14 protein-coding genes are annotated in these 17971 nt (G+C 28.4%); all 14 read left to right on the plus strand.

All coding sequences use genetic code 11. The features are described from left to right. Positions 1–6: 6 nt before the first annotated feature. Positions 7–2259: a peptidoglycan D,D-transpeptidase FtsI family protein gene (locus tag G534_RS0102295; RefSeq protein ID WP_027347679.1), complete on the plus strand. Its 2253-nt coding sequence runs from the start codon at positions 7–9 to the stop codon at positions 2257–2259. A 1-nt stretch (position 2260) separates the two neighbouring features. Beyond that, positions 2261–3208: a phospho-N-acetylmuramoyl-pentapeptide-transferase gene (mraY, locus tag G534_RS0102300; protein WP_027347680.1), complete on the plus strand. Its 948-nt coding sequence runs from the start codon at positions 2261–2263 to the stop codon at positions 3206–3208. A gap of 8 nt (positions 3209–3216) precedes the next feature. After that, positions 3217–4560 carry a UDP-N-acetylmuramoyl-L-alanine--D-glutamate ligase gene (gene murD / locus G534_RS0102305; RefSeq protein WP_027347681.1) on the plus strand — a complete coding sequence of 448 codons (1344 nt, stop codon included), beginning with the start codon at positions 3217–3219 and terminating at the stop codon, positions 4558–4560. After that, positions 4535–5731: an FtsW/RodA/SpoVE family cell cycle protein gene (locus G534_RS0102310; RefSeq protein WP_027347682.1), complete on the plus strand. Its 1197-nt coding sequence runs from the start codon at positions 4535–4537 to the stop codon at positions 5729–5731. Before murD ends, G534_RS0102310 begins: the two co-directional genes overlap by 26 nt. 93 nt (positions 5732–5824) lie before the next feature. Continuing rightward, positions 5825–6868 (plus strand): cell division protein FtsZ, encoded by a 1044-nt coding sequence (gene ftsZ, locus G534_RS07695; RefSeq protein WP_034595876.1) that lies wholly within the window; start codon positions 5825–5827, stop codon positions 6866–6868. 18 nt (positions 6869–6886) lie between these two features. Continuing rightward, positions 6887–7336 carry a transcriptional regulator NrdR gene (gene nrdR, locus G534_RS0102320; protein ID WP_027347683.1) on the plus strand — a complete coding sequence of 150 codons (450 nt, stop codon included), beginning with the start codon at positions 6887–6889 and terminating at the stop codon, positions 7334–7336. Between the two features lie 57 nt (positions 7337–7393). After that, positions 7394–8734: a replication-associated recombination protein A gene (locus G534_RS0102325; protein WP_034595877.1), complete on the plus strand. Its 1341-nt coding sequence runs from the start codon at positions 7394–7396 to the stop codon at positions 8732–8734. Next, positions 8724–10115 carry an asparagine--tRNA ligase gene (gene asnS / locus G534_RS0102330; RefSeq protein WP_027347685.1) on the plus strand — a complete coding sequence of 464 codons (1392 nt, stop codon included), beginning with the start codon at positions 8724–8726 and terminating at the stop codon, positions 10113–10115. The genes G534_RS0102325 and asnS overlap by 11 nt, the downstream gene beginning before the upstream one ends. Positions 10116–10126: 11 nt before the next feature. After that, on the plus strand, positions 10127–11695 hold the full coding sequence (locus G534_RS0102335; protein WP_027347686.1) for a glucosyltransferase domain-containing protein: 1569 nt from the start codon (positions 10127–10129) through the stop codon (positions 11693–11695). Between the two features lie 21 nt (positions 11696–11716). Further along, positions 11717–12598 carry a TraX family protein gene (locus tag G534_RS0102340; protein ID WP_027347687.1) on the plus strand — a complete coding sequence of 294 codons (882 nt, stop codon included), beginning with the start codon at positions 11717–11719 and terminating at the stop codon, positions 12596–12598. A 374-nt stretch (positions 12599–12972) separates the two neighbouring features. After that, positions 12973–14088 carry a DNA cytosine methyltransferase gene (locus G534_RS07700; protein WP_084510001.1) on the plus strand — a complete coding sequence of 372 codons (1116 nt, stop codon included), beginning with the start codon at positions 12973–12975 and terminating at the stop codon, positions 14086–14088. Positions 14089–14100: 12 nt separating this feature from the next. Further along, on the plus strand, positions 14101–14949 hold the full coding sequence (locus G534_RS07705) for an Eco47II family restriction endonuclease (RefSeq protein WP_034595878.1): 849 nt from the start codon (positions 14101–14103) through the stop codon (positions 14947–14949). Positions 14950–15056: 107 nt separating this feature from the next. Further along, on the plus strand, positions 15057–17474 hold the full coding sequence (gene leuS, locus G534_RS0102355) for a leucine--tRNA ligase (RefSeq protein WP_027347688.1): 2418 nt from the start codon (positions 15057–15059) through the stop codon (positions 17472–17474). Between the two features lie 162 nt (positions 17475–17636). Then, entirely contained in the window at positions 17637–17954 is a 318-nt protein-coding gene (locus tag G534_RS0102360) for a hypothetical protein (RefSeq protein WP_027347689.1), read from the plus strand. The last annotated feature ends 17 nt before the right edge of the window (positions 17955–17971 follow it).

The raw sequence follows: 17971 nt of genomic DNA on the forward strand, positions 1-17971 counted from the left end.
TGACAAATGAAAAATACAAAAAATCGAAAAATGCTAAAAACAAATGATAAAATTAGATTATTAATATTGTTTCTAGCATTTTTTACGTTTATATTTATATTTAGATTATTTAGACTTCAGGTAATAGATATTTATGATTATAAATCAAAAGGCGAAAATGTTTCAATGATTGGAGAAACGATAGAACCAAAAAGAGGAAATATTTTAGACAGAAATAATAATCCTCTAGCAATTACTCAAAATGTTGAAAGTCTTTATTTATTACCAGTTACATCAAAAGAGAAAAGTGAAGAAGCTGATAAAATACGATTAGATATAGAAAAATTTAACAAATTATCAGAAAAAGAACAACAATATTATACTAAGATATCTTCTATTCCAATATATGAAGATGAAGAGATAGAGAAGATTAGTAAAATATTAAATATAGAATCAAAAGAACTATTTGATATGGTTGAAAATGGGAGAGAGGGATATATATACAGATCCTTAAATAGAGCCCAAAAATCGCAAATAGAATTATTGAATTTAAATTATTTATTATTTATACCTCAAAATGATAGATATTATCCTAATGGAGAGATGTTATCAAATACACTAGGATTTATAGAAGAAGATGGTACAGCAAATTATGGGCTTGAAAAACAATATGATGAAATTCTTTCTGGAATTTCAGGTTATAAAGAATATTTTAAAGCTATACAGGGAACAGAAATTCCATATACAAAAAATCAATCATATGAACCTAAAGATGCTGGAAATATAGTAACTTCAATTGATATTAATCTTCAAAAAATAGTATACAATAGATTAAAAGAAGCTTTCTTTGATTTAACACCATATTCAATAACAGCAGTTTTATCAGATCCTAATACTGGTGAAATTTTAGCTATAGAAAATCTACCTACTTTTGATTCTAATTCACCTAGAGCATTTAATGAAGATATTGATAAAATAGTTTTAAATAGTTTAGAAAAAGAAAAAATTGGTGATTATTTAGTTTCAAGATGGAATAATGATGCTGTTTCAATGCAATATGAACCAGGTTCTGTATATAAAATAATTACATCTGCAATAGCATTAGAAGCAGACAATCCTCTAAAGAATAAGATATACAATGATGATGGATACTATAAAATTGGAGAAGATTCAATAATAAAATCTTGGAGATATTGGGATCCGTTTGGTCCACAAAATCTAAAAGAAGCGTTTAAAAATTCGTCAAATCCTGTATATGCGCAACTTGCAGAAGATATTACCAAAGAAAAATATATTGAGTATGCTCAAATGTTTAGACTTGGAATGTTATCGGGAATTGATTTACCAAATGAATCGGAGGGATTTTACCCTAAAGATACTTCTTTAAGCGATGTAGATTATGGAACTTTAAGTTTTGGATACTATGCAACAGTAAATCCGGTACAATTTATAGCAACCTTGAATTCTACTGTTAATGGTGGAAATTATTATAAACCTCATATAACTTCAAAGATTACAGATAAAAATGGTGAAGTTGTTTCTGAAATGAAAGATTGGTATAAAGGCAAAACAGTAGATGAATCTACTAGTAAAGAAATAAATGAGTATATGGAGTATACAGCAGAGGATTATGGTTTAAATACTGAAGAGTTAAAATTTGGAGCTAAAACAGGAACCGCATACAAAAATAAATTAGAAAATCCATTGAGGGATGAAAATAAAAACAATATAGATGCGAGAACTTCAATTTATGTAACTTACCCGGCTTCAAAGCCAAAATATTCACTTTTGGTTGTTGTAGATGAGCCGCTCAACAAAGATACTTCATCAACTACATCTTTTCCTGTTGCAAAAAAAATTATGTATGATGTAGTTAAATACGATCAAGAAAAAGCTAATATAGTTAATAATAATAAAGAATTAGTCAAAATACCGGATGTAACAAATAAAACTGTAAAAGAAGCGGTACGTATATTAGAAGAGACGAATTTAAGAGTTAACTTAGAAGGCGAATATGGTGAATACCATATAGTCGATTCTCAATACCCAGAAACAAATAATTCTATTGAAATAAATTCCGTAATAAAACTTAAGACGAATAATTCGATTTCAATGCCAAATCTAATAGGATTAAGTCTTGATGAGGCTACAAAAATTCTTGATGAAAATTATATTAAATATAAAACTCAAGGTGAGGGAAGTAAAGTAAGAAATCAAAGTGAAAAGCCAAATGATACCATAAATAAAGATGAAGAAATAACAATTAAATTAGGAGATTAGAATGAATATAGCATTAACGACTATTATATCCATATTGTTATCAACAGTGTCGATATATTTTTTCATACCTTTTCTTAAAGGTAGAAATTTTGGACAGCCAATAAGAGAAGAAGGAAATAAGGACCATTTAAAAAAGGCGGGAACACCGACTATGGGCGGTTTTGCGTTTACTATAGTTTTTATATTTGTAACACTTATTTTTGTAAAGTTTAATAAAAATATTTTGTTTGTACTATTGACAACTTTATTCTTTGGTTTGATTGGCTTTATTGATGATTTTGAGAAAATAGCAAAAGGAAGAAATCTTGGATTAAATGCAAAGCAAAAATTAATTTTACAATTTTTAATTGCTTTTATATTAATCACAATTCAATATTTTGTGTTAGATATTAATATGGGAGAATTATCCATTCCATTTTTCAATAATCCGTTAAATATAGGAATATTTGCTATTCCATTATTAATGTTTATTATGGTAGGTACTGTAAATGCAGCAAACTTGACAGATGGACTTGATGGTCTATTAGCCTCAGTTTCAATACCTGTTTTTTTAGCGATAGCAGTTATGTCAATAGGAATAAATCCAGAGATAACACAATCAGCATTAATATTTGTTGGAGTATTGATAGGATTTTTAATATTTAACTCAAATCCTGCTTTAATATTTATGGGAGATACAGGGTCTATGGCTATAGGTGGAGCAGTAGTGTCAATGGTTATAATATTAAATAAACCAATTTATTTAATATTTTTAGCAGGAGTTTACTTAATCGAAGCTTTATCTGTTATAATTCAAGTTGTTTTGTTTAAAAAAACAGGAAAAAGAGTTTTCTTGATGAGTCCTATTCACCATCATTTTGAACTTAAAGGTAATAAAGAAACTAAGATAGTCGCTGGTTTTCAAGCGGTTAGTGTGTTATTAGCGTTAATAACTATATATTTAGTATAGGAAGATAAATGGAAATAAAAGATAAAAAAATATTAGTATTTGGTTTAGGAATTTCAGGAAAATCAAGTGTAAAAGCCTTGTCAAATCTAGGAGCAAAAGTATTAATATTTGATGATAGAGAATATGAAGAACTAAGAGAAGATGTTTACTCAATAGATGAATACGAATTTGATATTATACAAGAAGATGTAGATATTCCATGGAGTGAATTGTACTGTGTATTAAAAAGTCCAGGAATAAAATTAGAAAATGGTCTTATACAAGAAGCTGTTTCTAGAGGAATTGAGGTAATCACTGATATAGAATTGGCATATAGATTATATGGAGGAGATAAATTTATTTCGATTACTGGAACCAATGGTAAAACTACAGTAACCTCAGCAATTGCTCATATATTAGAACAATCAGGAGAAAAAGTACGAGTAGTTGGTAATATAGGAGTTGGTTTATTATCTGAAATATATAATTATGGACTTGATTACACATATGTAGTTGAGGTATCTAGCTTTCAACTAGAAAGCATAAGAGATTTTAGATCTAAAATCTCTATTATTACAAATATCACTCCAGATCATTTAGATTGGCATGGAAATTTTGAAAATTATATAAATGCTAAGAAAAATATTTATAAAAATATAAAAGAAGATGATTATTTAATTCTAAATAAAGATGATGAGATTTTGAATAAAATTAATGTAAATGCTAATGTAAAATATTTTTCAATAAAAGAAAAATCTGATTGCTATTATGATGGAGAATATATTATTAATGCAGAAAACAAATTTGAAAGAGATATCATTAATTTAGTAGGAGATCACAATGTTTCAAATATATTAAGCGCAATACTTGCATGTAATTCATTTGGATTAAAATTCAATCAAATTTTAGAAGGTATTAAAACTTTTAAATCTATAGAACATAGGATTGAATTTGTATCTGAAATAGATGGGGTAAAATACTATAATGACTCAAAAGGAACGAATATTGATTCTACTAAAAAAGCACTTTCAGGATTTAAGAAAAATGTAATATTAATTGCTGGAGGTTATGATAAAAAGATAGAATTTGACGAATTATTTGAAGACACTTCAAATATAAAATACTTAATTTCGTTAGGAGAAACTGCACAAAAAATTAATGAAGCAGCAAAGAGAAATAAAGTTCTAAATTCTTTAATAGTTAAAGATTTAGATGAAGCAATGGAAAAAGCTTTTGATTTAGCTGAAAAAGGAGATGTAGTTTTATTATCTCCTGCTTGTGCAAGTTGGGGTATTTATAAAAATTATATAGAGAGAGGTAATCATTTTAAAAATATAGTATATGCATATGAAAAGAAAAAAGAAGAAAAATAGTTTAAGTTTCAATATTGACAGGTATTGGAATTATGAACAAAAAAAAGCAAAATTTAATATTTATCTTTTTATATCTATTATATTTATCGGAATATTAGGACTAGCCTTTTTATTATCTGCTTCATCTTATTTAACTATTAAATATAATATAAATAGGTATTATTATGTAATAAGACAAGGGATATTTTTGATGTTAGGGATAATCCTAATGTATTTAATTTCGAAAGTAAATTATAAAATATATAAAAAATACGCCTTCGTCATCTATGTAATAGGTATAATATTGCTAATACTAGTATATGTACCACCATTTTCTGTATCAGTAAATGGTGCCAGAAGAGCTATAAATCTTGGAATACGATTTATGCCATCTGATATAGCAAAATTTAGTACGATAGTTATGCTTTCGACTTTTCTTGCAAGAAATCAAAGAAATATGATGTATTTTAGTAAATCGGTAATTCCAACAGGGATTATAATAGGTATACCATTTGTACTTATTTTGTTTCAGACAGATTTATCAACATCTTTTGTACTAGCTTTATCACTTGCAATTATATATTTAGTGGGAGGATTTAAATCGAAACATTTACCTCCAATTCTAATTTTCGTGGTAATAGGCGTTTTTATACTATATAAGAATTTAGAGCAATATCAAATTAATAGATTTACTGCTTTTTTAAATCCTGAATTACATTATAACGATTTATCATGGCAAGTTCTAAATGGATTGTTTGCTGTATCAAGAGGTGGAGTGTTTGGTCAAGGATATGGTAAATCGATATATAAAAATGGATATCTTGCAACTGAAGTACATAATGATATGATATTTTCAGTAATAAGTGAAGAGTTTGGATTTATAGGTTCTGTAATAGTTATACTTTTAATAGTATCGATTACATATATGACTATAAAAGAAGCTTTAAAATCGAAAGACTTTTTTGCAAAATTACTGTGTTTAGGTATAGGCTTGATTTATGTGATACAATCTTTAGTAAATATAGCGGTATCACTAAGTTTAATACCAAATACTGGAATTACTCTTCCATTCATTTCTAATGGTGGGACATCCATAGTAGCATTTTGTATAATGTTTGGAGTAGTTCTAAACATTTCAAGATTTAACAATTATGAATTAGAAAAAGAAAAAAAGAATAATGTTTTGAAATAGTATAAAAATGTTTACAAATATGTTAAAGTATTGATATAATGATAAATAGATATTACTAAAGATTTGAGAATTGATAAAAATTTGGAGGTAGAAATGAGCAATTTCGATATGGAAGTTAATAATAATGGTTTAGCGAAAATTAAAGTTATAGGTGTTGGTGGTGGTGGAAACAATGCCATCAGAAGAATGAAAGAAAGTGGATTAAGTGGTGTTGAATTCATCGCAATTAATACAGATAAACAAATACTTGATTCCATGAATTCAGACCAAACTTTACAAATCGGACAAAAGCTTACTAAAGGTTTAGGTTCTGGTGGACATCCAGAAACTGGTGAAAAAGCTGCTGATGAAAGTAAACAAGAAATAGAAAATATACTTGAAGGTGCTGATATGGTATTTGTAACTGCTGGTATGGGTGGTGGTACTGGTACAGGAGCTGCTCCAGTTGTTGCACAATTAGCTAAAGACATGGGTATATTAACAGTTGCTGTTGTTACAAGACCATTTACATTTGAAGGTCGTACAAGACAAAATCAAGCAGAACAAGGTATTGAAAGATTAAAGAAAAATGTTGATACATTGATAGTAGTACCAAATGATAGATTATTACAAATTTCAGAAAAAAGAACATCTATGGTAGATGCGTTTAAGATGGCTGATAAAGTTCTATTAGACGGTATTAAAGGTATTTCAGATTTAATAGCTGTTCCAGCTTTAATTAACTTAGACTTTGCTGACGTTGAATCAGTGATGAAAGAACAAGGTGTAGCTCACATGGGTATAGGATATGCTACAGGTGAAAACAGAGCTACTGAAGCGGCTAAACAAGCGATTAAATCACCTTTATTAGAAACTTCAATAGATGGTGCTAAAGCTGTTCTAATAAATATTTCTGGTTCTGATTTAGGAATATTTGAAATTAATGAAGCTTCAGAATTAATTAGAGAACAAATTGATTCAGATGCAAACATCATATTTGGAGCTGGATTAGACGACTCATTGAAAGATGAAATTAAAATTACTGTAATAGGTACAGGATTTGATAATAGAAAAATAGTATCTTCAAATGATAAAGCAAAAAGAAGTGATTCCGATAAGAATGATGGGGGATTTGTAATTCCTGATTTCTTAAAATAATTAAGATAGGATGTATAGATGAAATGTCCATTTTGTCATTTTCATGATTCAAAGGTAATAGACACTAGACCTACAGATAGTAATGAATCGATAAGACGTAGACGTGAGTGTTTAAAATGTAAAAAAAGATTTACAACTTACGAAAGAGTCGAAGATCAAACTGTAGTAGTTATCAAAAAAGACGAAACTAGAGAAGCTTTCCAAAGAAGTAAAATTTTAAATAGTTTGATAAAATCTAGTGAAAAAAGACCGATTGAAATTGCAACTCTTGAAAAAACAGTTGAAGAAATAGAAACTGAGATTAATCATTTAAATCAAAAAGAGGTTACATCAGCATATATCGGTGAATTAGTAATGAATAAACTTAAAAATATTGATAAAATTGCTTATGTAAGATTTGCATCCGTATATCGTGAGTTTGATGATGTACAATCATTTGCAGATGAAATTGAAAACTTAAAAGATTAATTGAAAATGCCTTGTTTTAAATAAGGCATTTCTTTTTAAAATGAAAGAATAATATTAATGGATAATTTAGACTTTTTTGATATTAATAAAGAAGAACAATTAAATATTAACAAACCTCTAGCAGCAAGATTGAGACCAAAGAGATTAGATGAATTTGTAGGACAAAAACATTTAGTTGGAAAAGATAAGCCATTAAATAGAATGATAAAGGCAGATCGACTTTCATCTATGATATTTTATGGACCTCCAGGTACAGGAAAGACAACCTTAGCACATATTATTGCGAAGACAACAAAGATGGATTATCAAGAATTATCAGCTACATCATCAGGAGTTAAAGATATAAAAGCTGTTATTCAAAGAGCGGAAGAAAATCTTGCAATTTATTCGATACGAACATTATTATTTATCGATGAAATTCACAGATTTAATAAATCTCAACAAGATACACTTTTACCACATGTTGAATCGGGTCTTATAGTTCTAATTGGTGCAACTACAGAAAATCCATATTTTGAAGTTAATAAAGCCCTTATATCAAGATCTCAAGTAATTACACTAAATAAACTTGAATATAATGATTTAAAATTATTAATAAATAAGGCTCTATCTGATAAGGAAAAAGGATATGGAAATAAAGATATCAAAATTGATGATGAAGCTATCGATTATTTAATTCAGACAAGTAATGGTGATGCTAGAAGTTTATTAAATAGTTTAGAAATCGCTGTATTATCTACTGAAGAAAAAAATGGAAAAATAATACTTGACTTAGAAACTATGCAAAATTCTATTATTCGTAAAGCTGCAATATATGACAAAAATGCAGATGAGCATTATAATACTATTTCTGCATTTATAAAATCTATGCGAGGATCAAATCCTGATGCTGCTATATATTATCTTGCTAAGATGCTGCATGCAGGAGAAGATATAAAATTCATAGCAAGACGTATAATAATATTTGCATCTGAAGATATAGGGCTTGCAGATCCCAATGCTATAAATATTGCAAATTCAGCATTTCAATCTATTGATGTAGTGGGACTGCCTGAAGCGAGGATAATACTTGCAAATGCAGTGATATATATGTCACTTGCTCCAAAATCGAATTCAGCATATCTTGCTATAAATAATGCTATGAATTTTGTTGAAAATAACGAAAATTATGAGATACCAATGCATTTAAGAGATAGTCATACAGTAGGTTATGATAAAATTCCAAATAATTTAAGGTATAAATATCCTCATGATTATAATTACGGTTATACAAATCAGAGATATTTGCCTGAAGAAATTTCTAATGTGAAGTTCTATAATAGTAAAAATATTGGTTATGAAAAAAATATTAATGAAAGATTAGAAAAAATTAAGGAGAATGAAAAAGATGGAAATTAAACAATTATTCACAAGCTATAAAGATTATGTAGGAAAAGAAATTGAAATACATGGATGGATTAAAAAATCAAGAGAATCAAAGAATATAGGTTTCTTAGAAATTAATGATGGGACATTTTTTAGTAATGTTCAAGTAGTTGTAGAGTCTAGTGTGAATAATTTTAAGGAAGTATTTTCATTGGGAATATATTCAGCTGTTAAAGTTAAAGGGATTTTGGTAGAACCTGAATCAGCAAAGCAAGACTTTGAAATTCAAGCAAGTGAGATAGAGATTTTAAGTGAATCTGATAAAGACTATCCACTTCAAAATAAAAGACATACTTTTGAATTTTTAAGAACAATGCCATCACTTCGTATGAGAACTAATGCATTTAATGCAGTTTTTAGAGTTAGAAGTGAACTTGCTTATGCTATTCATAAGTTTTTTAATGAAAGAGGATTTGTATATATTCATACTCCAATAATTACAGCATCTGATGCTGAAGGTGCAGGTGAAATGTTCAGAGTAACTACATTTAATCCAGATAAAGAAACACCTAGAACAGAAGATGGTCATGTTGACTATACAAAAGATTTCTTTGGAGCAATGTCAAATCTAACTGTAAGTGGTCAATTAGAAGTTGAAGGATTTGCAATGGCATATTCAAAAGTCTATACATTTGGTCCAACATTTAGAGCGGAACACTCAAACACACCAAGACATGCGGCTGAATTTTGGATGATTGAACCTGAAATTGCATTTGCAACATTACCAGATGTAATGGATTTAGCTGAAGATATGGTGAAATATATTATTCGTCATGTACTGGATAAATTACCTGAAGAAATGAAACTTTTCGATTCTTTTGTTGAAAAGGGAATTATTGAAAAATTAAATAAATTAGTTGAATCAGACTTCAAGAGACTTACTTATACAGAAGCAATTGAAATACTTGAAAAAGCTGATAAAAAATTTGAATACCCAGTTTCATGGGGCCTAGATTTACAGACTGAACATGAGAGATATTTAACAGAGGAAGTATTCCATGGACCTGTATTTGTTACAGATTATCCAAAAGACATTAAATCATTCTATATGAAGTTAAATGATGATAAAAAGACTGTAGCAGCTATGGATATGCTTGTTCCAGGAGTAGGTGAATTAATCGGTGGTTCTGAAAGAGAAAATGATATTGAAAAATTATTAAAACAAATGGAAGATAAAAATATTAAATCTGAAGATTACAAATGGTATTCAGATTTAAGAAGATATGGCGGAGTGAGTCATGGTGGATACGGATTAGGATTTGAAAGAATGGTAATGTATATGACAGGTATGAAAAATATACGTGACGTATTACCATATCCACGTACAGTAAATTCAATGAAAATTGATAAATAATGGAGTAGATTTTGGAAAAGAATATTGAATATTATTTTAAGAAGTATAATACTCTAATAAAATGCATAATATTTACATTTATTATAGGAATGCTTTCGCATTCCTATATGTATTTTAACAATGCTATTTCAAACGATTCATTGAATGAGTTTATTACATGGGATAATGTAAGACAATTTAAAACAGAAACAGGAAGAGGTCTTGTAGTTTTTTATCTTCAATATATTCGAGGAATAATAACTGTTCCATATTTAGTTGGAATTCTTTCACTAGTATATATTTCAGTTTCACTTTATTTAATAAGTAAAATATTTGATATTAAATCAGATATTATACTATTTATGATATCAGCTATTATGGTTCTAAATATGACCGTAATAGCTCTTACAGCGACATATATACATGATTTAGATGCGGATATGCTATCTTTATTATTGGCTACATTATCGGTGTTTTTCCTTACAAAATACGATAGGGGATATATATTTGGAATGATACCTCTTGCACTTTCAATTGGGCTATATCAAGCATTTATATCATTTGCTATAATTCTCATCATATTCAAATGTATATTAGATTTAATCTATAAAGAAAATCGTAAAAAAGTTTTAGAATATGGTATAAAAGGCATATTAATGATTATAGGTGCTGGGTTATTTTATCTGCTTTTAGTTAAAATAATAGTTTCGCTTACAGGTATTAATATAGCAGAAGGACAATATAATTCCATTTCAAAAATCAAAAAGCTATCATTTCTAAATATTATTGTATTTACGATTAGAACTTGGATATTTACAATAGGGAAATTAGTGAATCCACCTACAATATTAAGCGGAAATGTTAATATAGCAGTTCATATATTACTACTATTGCTTATATTTTATTTCATAATCAAAAAGATTATTCAAAATAAAATTGATGCTAAAACAATCTTTATGGTTTTATTACTTGTAATCATTACACCTATTGGTATGAATATTAGTAGAGTCTTAATGAGAAATTTTTCTCATGATGTTATGCACTATAGTATATTTATGATATATTTGCTACCTTTACTATTTGTAGATAGAGAAATATTTAGAAAAGACTTTTTAGAAGTAAAGAATAAATCATATAGAATTGCAGTTTTATTAATAATGGTATTTGTAATGTTTGGTAATTTCAGATTTGCAAATACTGCCTATTTAATAAAAGATTTTGAACAAGATGCAAACATGTCTCTATTTACCAGAATAAACTATGATATGAATAATATAGATGGATATGTAGATGGAGAGACACCTGTTGCATTTGTTGGCAGACCTTTAGATCAAATAAGAAGAAATAGAGATTTTACGCTTAGAATTACAGGAATGTCAAGATCTTTCGTTCCTTATTATTCATACAATGACAGATATAAAGCGTATTTTAACTATGTACTAATGATGGATACTAAATTTGTATCAGAAGAGGAAATTGATTTATTAAGTGAAGATAGTAGAGTGATTAATATGTCGGTATATCCAAGCAAAGATAGTATTAAATTAATAGATGGAGTACTAGTAGTGAAACTTGGAAATGACTTAAATGATGATTATTAATAATTAAAATAAGGAGTTTTAATGACAGCTTCAATATTAAAATTAATAGCAATAATTTCAATGACAATCGATCACATTGGAGCATATCTATTTTATTCAGGAAGTGATATAGTTTCTCCGCAAGGTATAAATTTGATGCGTTCTATAGGAAGAATGGCACTTCCTATATTCGCGTATTTCTTAGTAGTTGGTTATTTTAAGACAAGAGATATTAAAAAATATATTTCAAGAATACATTTATTTGCGATAATTTCACAAATTCCATTTACACTTGCATTTTATTATGAAAACTATTATGTTTATGAAAGTGTAAATTTCATAGAATATGATTATAAATGGTTGCTTGCAATCATCCCTATGATAGCATTCTATTATGTTTTAATACTTGATAGAAAGTTTGATATATCATTAGTGTATGTATCGATAGCATGGTTAATTACCCCTATAAATACATCGGTAAATGGATATTTTCTACTAACTGGATATGAATTGAATATATTCTATGAACTAGGACTTGCATTAATATTGTTTGAATATTTTAATTTGTTGAAAACAAAATATAAAAATAATATTTTAATGTATATAATAATTGCAATTTCGGTTATACTTTCATATTACTATATTGGAGGAATAGCAAACTATGGATATAATGCGATCGCTTTGATGATAGCATTGTATTTGACAAAGGGAACAAAGTATTACCAATCATTTATAGTATTTCTATGGGGATATTATATGTATAGCTGGAATATGACAAATATTATATTTATAGTATTAACATGTATATTGCTTTTAACATATAATGGTAAAAAGGGATCAAATCTTAAATATCTATTTTACACATTCTATCCAATACACATTACAATACTTGCGTTGTTTAATATATTTGGGGTGTTACAATAGAAGATTTAGTTTAGTTAGATTTATAGAAGAGTTTTATTAGAACTTAGCTCATAGTCGAAATGCTTTATTGACTTTTGACTTAAAAAATATTAGAGTTATTATGCTGAAGACGACACAGAAATTACGCTAGAATCTTTGAAGCCTTCGACTTTCATTAAGTTTTGGTAAGTCAAGAATAAACCCTTCGGACAATGCATAATTGACTCAGACTATCCAGAGATTACTAGAGAAGATATATTATTATTTGAGTTGCATTTATAATACCATGTTTAACTAGAATAATTGGGGACAGGCGGTCTGTTGGATAGGAATATGTATAGCTTTAGATTGTAAAGTTGAAGATGTGATTGAAATAAGTGAGGAGGAAATAATTAATGTTAAGTAATCAAATTAGTTTTTTTCAAGATGTGAATAGGTTTGCTTATAAATTAGATTCTTTTTCATCGACTGATAATATTAAACCTAAAGTAAAATATAAGTCCATAGAGCTTTTTGCTGGAGCTGGTGGAATGGCATTAGGGATAGAACAAGCTGGATTCGAGAATATATTAAGTATAGAAATTGATAAAGATGCTTGCAAAACTTTAAGAGAAAATCGTCCTAATTGGAATGTTTTAGAAGGTGATATTAATGAAATTGCAAAAAAAGGAATATCTAATTATGTTAATTATCAAGGTGAAATTGATTTAATTGCCGGAGGTGTTCCATGTCAAGCATTTAGTTATGCTGGAAAAGGTAAAGGATTTGCAGATACAAGAGGAACATTATTTTATCCAATGTCAATAATTATTGAAGATGTAAAACCAAAAACATTTATATTAGAGAATGTAAAAGGGTTAACTACTCATGATAACGGAAGAACTTTAGAAACTATGATTGAGATTTTTGAAAACATAGGATATACAATTTTCTGGAATGTATTAAATTCATGGGACTATGATACAGCACAAAAACGTGAAAGATTAATAATGATAGGAATACGCAATGATTTGTATGAAAACCAAATCTTTGATTATAATTACCCTGAAAAACAAGAATACAAGCCAGTTTTAAAAGATATATTAAAAGATGTACCTGAGAGCATTGGTCGAAAATATAGTGATAAAAAATACAGTATTATGAAATTAGTACCTCAGGGAGGATGTTGGATAGATTTACCTGAAGATGTGGCAAAAGAATATATGAAAGGTTCGTATTATTTAGGTGGTGGTAAAAGAGGTGTAGCTAGAAGAATGAGTTGGGACGAACCATCTTTGACATTAACTACTGCACCAGATATGAAACAAACAGAGAGATGTCATCCAGATGAAACACGCCCTTTCACAGTAAGAGAATATGCAAGGATACAATCTTTTCCTGATTATTGGAAATTTTCAGGTGGGATGACATCACAATATAAACAAATAGGAAATGCTGTTCCAGTAAATTTAGCTAAATATGTGGGTTTAAGTTTAGTAAAATACTTAAATCAGTTCATTACTATAAACTAAAGGAGTATCAAATTGGAGTGTAATTTAAATTTTATTACTAAAGAAAATTTAGAAAAACATGTTGAAGAAACTATTCTAAAGTATAGAGGAAATCTAAAAAGTTGGACTAAAAATGACTTTAATAAAAATCTTATTGACCCTATAAAAATGCTTTTTGATAAAACTGTTAATGAATTTAGTTGGGAAGAAGTAATAGAAAATGAGATATTTAGACAAAGGGATAAATCTAATACAAATGCTATAGGTTATTTCCATCAAAATATATTTAAGTATTTTAATTCTTGTACAGTTCCTGAATATGTATGGGATGTTATATGGGAACCTGAAGAGGGAATAGTTGTTGGCGAAGATAAAAAGATCTATAAAAGAGCAAAAATTGAAATGAAAAACAAACATAATACTATGAACTCATCTTCTACTGTAGCAACATATGCAAAATGTATGGGAGAATTAATAGATGATCCTGATTGTGTTGTATTTTTAGTGGAAGCTATAGCTAAAAGAAGTCAAAATATTAATTGGATAGAAACATTTGATAGTAAAAGAATAAGTAATGATAGATTGCGAAGAGTTAGCATTGATAGATTTTATGAAATGGTTACAGGAGAAGAAGATGCCTTTTTCCAATTATGTATGGTATTACCTAACATAATATCTGAAGTTTTCAATAAAACAGAAAAACTAAAAAATACAGAAGATACTGTTATAAAAGAATTATATTATTTAGTTGGTGATAAATCCCAAACTGTTTCATTAGGTATAGCATTGATGATGTTAGGTTTTGAAACTTATAAGGGATTCGCTGATGAAAAAAACAGAATAGTATTGAGATATAACATTAATAATCCTCCAATAAAATAATATTAACCAAGTGATTATTTTGATCAAAACGAATATAATCTCCCCAAAATGTGATATTATATATATTATTATATAAAAAGAACTTAGATTAAGAGAATGGAGTTATTATGGTACAAAGATATAATCCGAATCATATCGAAGAAAAATGGCAAAAGATATGGGATGAAGAAAAAACATTTAAGACAACTATGGATAAAAGTAAGAAAAAGTTTTATGCTTTAGTTGAATTTCCTTATCCTTCAGGTCAAGGATTACATGTAGGTCATCCAAGAAGTTATACTGCACTCGATGTTGTTTCAAGAAAAAGAAGAATGCAAGATGAAGTTGTTTTGTATCCAATGGGATTTGATGCATTTGGATTACCTACGGAAAATTATGCGATTAAAAATAAAATACATCCAAGAATAGTTACAGAAAATAACATTGCAAATTTTACTAAACAATTAAAATCTCTAGGTTTTTCATTCGATTGGGATAGAGTGGTAGACACAACCGATCCAAACTATTATAAATGGACTCAATGGATCTTCATACAATTATTCAAACATGGACTTGCTTACAAGAAAGAATTTCCAATTAATTGGTGTCCTAGCTGTAAGGTTGGACTTTCAAATGAAGAAGTTGTAAATGGTAGATGCGAAAGATGTGGAACTCCAGTTGAACACAAAATTAGAAATCAATGGATGCTTAAAATCACTGAATATGCAGACAGATTGATTGATGATTTAGCTGAAGTTGACTATTTGGATCATATCAAACAACAACAAATTAATTGGATTGGAAGATCTTTCGGCGCAGAAATAGATTTTGCAATTAAAGATCATGACAAATCATTAAAAATATTTACCACAAGACCAGACACCATTTATGGTGCGACATATATGGTAATTGCTCCAGAACATCCAATTATTGAAGAATTGAAGATGGAAATAAAAAACATAGAAAAGATTGAAGAATATAAAGATTTTGCAAACAAGAAATCTGATTTTGAACGTTCAGAAATGAATAAGGATAAGACTGGTGTTGAACTTGAAGGTATTAAAGCAATTAATCCTATTTCAGGTGAAGAAATGCCTATTTGGGTTTCCGACTATGTAATGATTACTTATGGAACAGGTGCAATTATGGCAGTTCCAGCTCATGATGAAAGAGATTATGAATTTGCAAAGAAATTCAATTTACCAATAAGGGAAGTTGTTGCAGGCGGAAATATTGAAAAAGAAGCATTTACCAATACTGAAACAGGTACGCTTATTAATTCTGACCTTATAAATGGTCTTGAAGTTGAAGATGCAAAGAAAAAGATTATTGAGATAATTGAAGAAAAGGGTATAGGGCATGCTAAGAAAAACTTTAAGCTGAGAGACTGGGTATTCTCTAGACAAAGATATTGGGGAGAACCAATTCCAATGGTGTATTGTGAAGAACATGGTTGGAATCCAGTTGATGAAGAAGAGTTACCACTTAAACTTCCTGAAGTTGAAAATTATGAACCAACAGATGATGGTTCTAGCCCTCTTTCAACTATTGAATCATTTGTAAATACGACATGTCCAGTATGTGGTGGGCCAGCTCATAGAGAAACTGATACAATGCCACAATGGGCAGGATCATCATGGTACTATTTAAGATATATGGATCCGGATAATGATAAAGCTTTAGTTGGAAAAGACGAAGCAGAATTCTTCTCACCAGTTGACTGGTACAATGGAGGAAATGAACATACGACTTTACATTTATTGTATTCAAGATTTTGGCATAAATTCCTTTACGATTTAGGCGTAGTACCAACAAAAGAACCATATATGAAACGTACATCACATGGTATGATACTTGGTGAAAATGGCGAAAAAATGTCTAAATCAAGAGGGAATGTTGTAAATCCAGACGAAATAGTTGCAAACTATGGTGCAGATACGCTTCGTACTTATGAAATGTTTATTTCAGAATTTGATAAATCCGTTCCATGGTCAGATCAAGCATTAAGTGGTGTTAGAAAATATTTAGACAGAGTTTGGAGACTACAAGATATTTTAGTTGAAGGTAATGAGCATTCAAAAGATATGGAAGTATTGGTAAATCAAACAATTAAGAAAGTTTCAGATGATATTGAAGCTCTTAAATTCAATACAGCAATATCACAATTAATGATACTTCTAAATTCATTTACTGATAAAGGACAAATAAACAAGAAAGAATATGAAACTTATCTAATCCTACTTAATCCATTTGCACCACATATCACAGAAGAGTTGTGGGAAACACTTGGAAATAAGGTTCAACTTGCAAATCAAAACATTTGGCCAATATTTGATGAAACAAAACTTTTAGAAGATACAGTATTAATACCAGTACAAGTAAATGGAAAAGTAAGAGGGAAGATAACTGTCCCACGTGATACAGATAAAGATGAAATCATAAGACTTTCACAGGAAGAAGAAAATGTAAAACTATTCATTGAAGGAAAAGAAGTAGTAAAAGTTATATATGTTCCAGGAAAAATATTAAATATTGTTGTAAAATAGAATAAATAGAAGCAGTATATAAAAATTGTTAAGATTTTGTATACTGTTTTTTTGTTATTTAACAATTTTTACCAAAAATCTTTAATTTATATTTTTATTATGCTATAGTTAATATATATAAAAATATAATAAAATATATACTGTAGAGGAATAGGAGTAAAAATGAAAAAAATATTTAAATTATTTATTATATTATTATTGTTAGTAGGGCAAGTAGGAACAGTTAATGTTTTAGCAAAAGATGACGAAATAATAGTTAATCGTATAAAGGTACCAATTGCAATTTCAGCATATAGAGATAGAGTTGTACCACAAATAGGAACTCCTCAAAAAATATATGTTGAAGAATCAGATCAATATGGCAATTTATATGGTGGATATTTAAAATTCGAAAGAATATTAAATGCTTATAGTACTGGATATTTGCTTGTTAGATATTCAGGTACTTTAGATCTTATAGGAAAATCTAATCCAAGATAAAAATTAAACCTCTACAG

It is taken from the genome of Helcococcus sueciensis DSM 17243, from assembly GCF_000423145.1.
Lineage (GTDB): Bacteria > Bacillota > Clostridia > Tissierellales > Peptoniphilaceae > Helcococcus > Helcococcus sueciensis.

Coding starts and splice junctions, on each gene's coding strand:
- G534_RS0102295 (WP_027347679.1), top strand. CDS start 7: ATGAAAAATACAAAAAATCGAAAAATGCTAAAAACAAATGATAAAATT.
- mraY (WP_027347680.1), top strand. CDS start 2,261: ATGAATATAGCATTAACGACTATTATATCCATATTGTTATCAACAGTG.
- murD (WP_027347681.1), top strand. CDS start 3,217: ATGGAAATAAAAGATAAAAAAATATTAGTATTTGGTTTAGGAATTTCA.
- G534_RS0102310 (WP_027347682.1), top strand. CDS start 4,535: ATGAAAAGAAAAAAGAAGAAAAATAGTTTAAGTTTCAATATTGACAGG.
- ftsZ (WP_034595876.1), top strand. CDS start 5,825: ATGAGCAATTTCGATATGGAAGTTAATAATAATGGTTTAGCGAAAATT.
- nrdR (WP_027347683.1), top strand. CDS start 6,887: ATGAAATGTCCATTTTGTCATTTTCATGATTCAAAGGTAATAGACACT.
- G534_RS0102325 (WP_034595877.1), top strand. CDS start 7,394: ATGGATAATTTAGACTTTTTTGATATTAATAAAGAAGAACAATTAAAT.
- asnS (WP_027347685.1), top strand. CDS start 8,724: ATGGAAATTAAACAATTATTCACAAGCTATAAAGATTATGTAGGAAAA.
- G534_RS0102340 (WP_027347687.1), top strand. CDS start 11,717: ATGACAGCTTCAATATTAAAATTAATAGCAATAATTTCAATGACAATC.
- G534_RS07700 (WP_084510001.1), top strand. CDS start 12,973: ATGTTAAGTAATCAAATTAGTTTTTTTCAAGATGTGAATAGGTTTGCT.
- leuS (WP_027347688.1), top strand. CDS start 15,057: ATGGTACAAAGATATAATCCGAATCATATCGAAGAAAAATGGCAAAAG.
- G534_RS0102360 (WP_027347689.1), top strand. CDS start 17,637: ATGAAAAAAATATTTAAATTATTTATTATATTATTATTGTTAGTAGGG.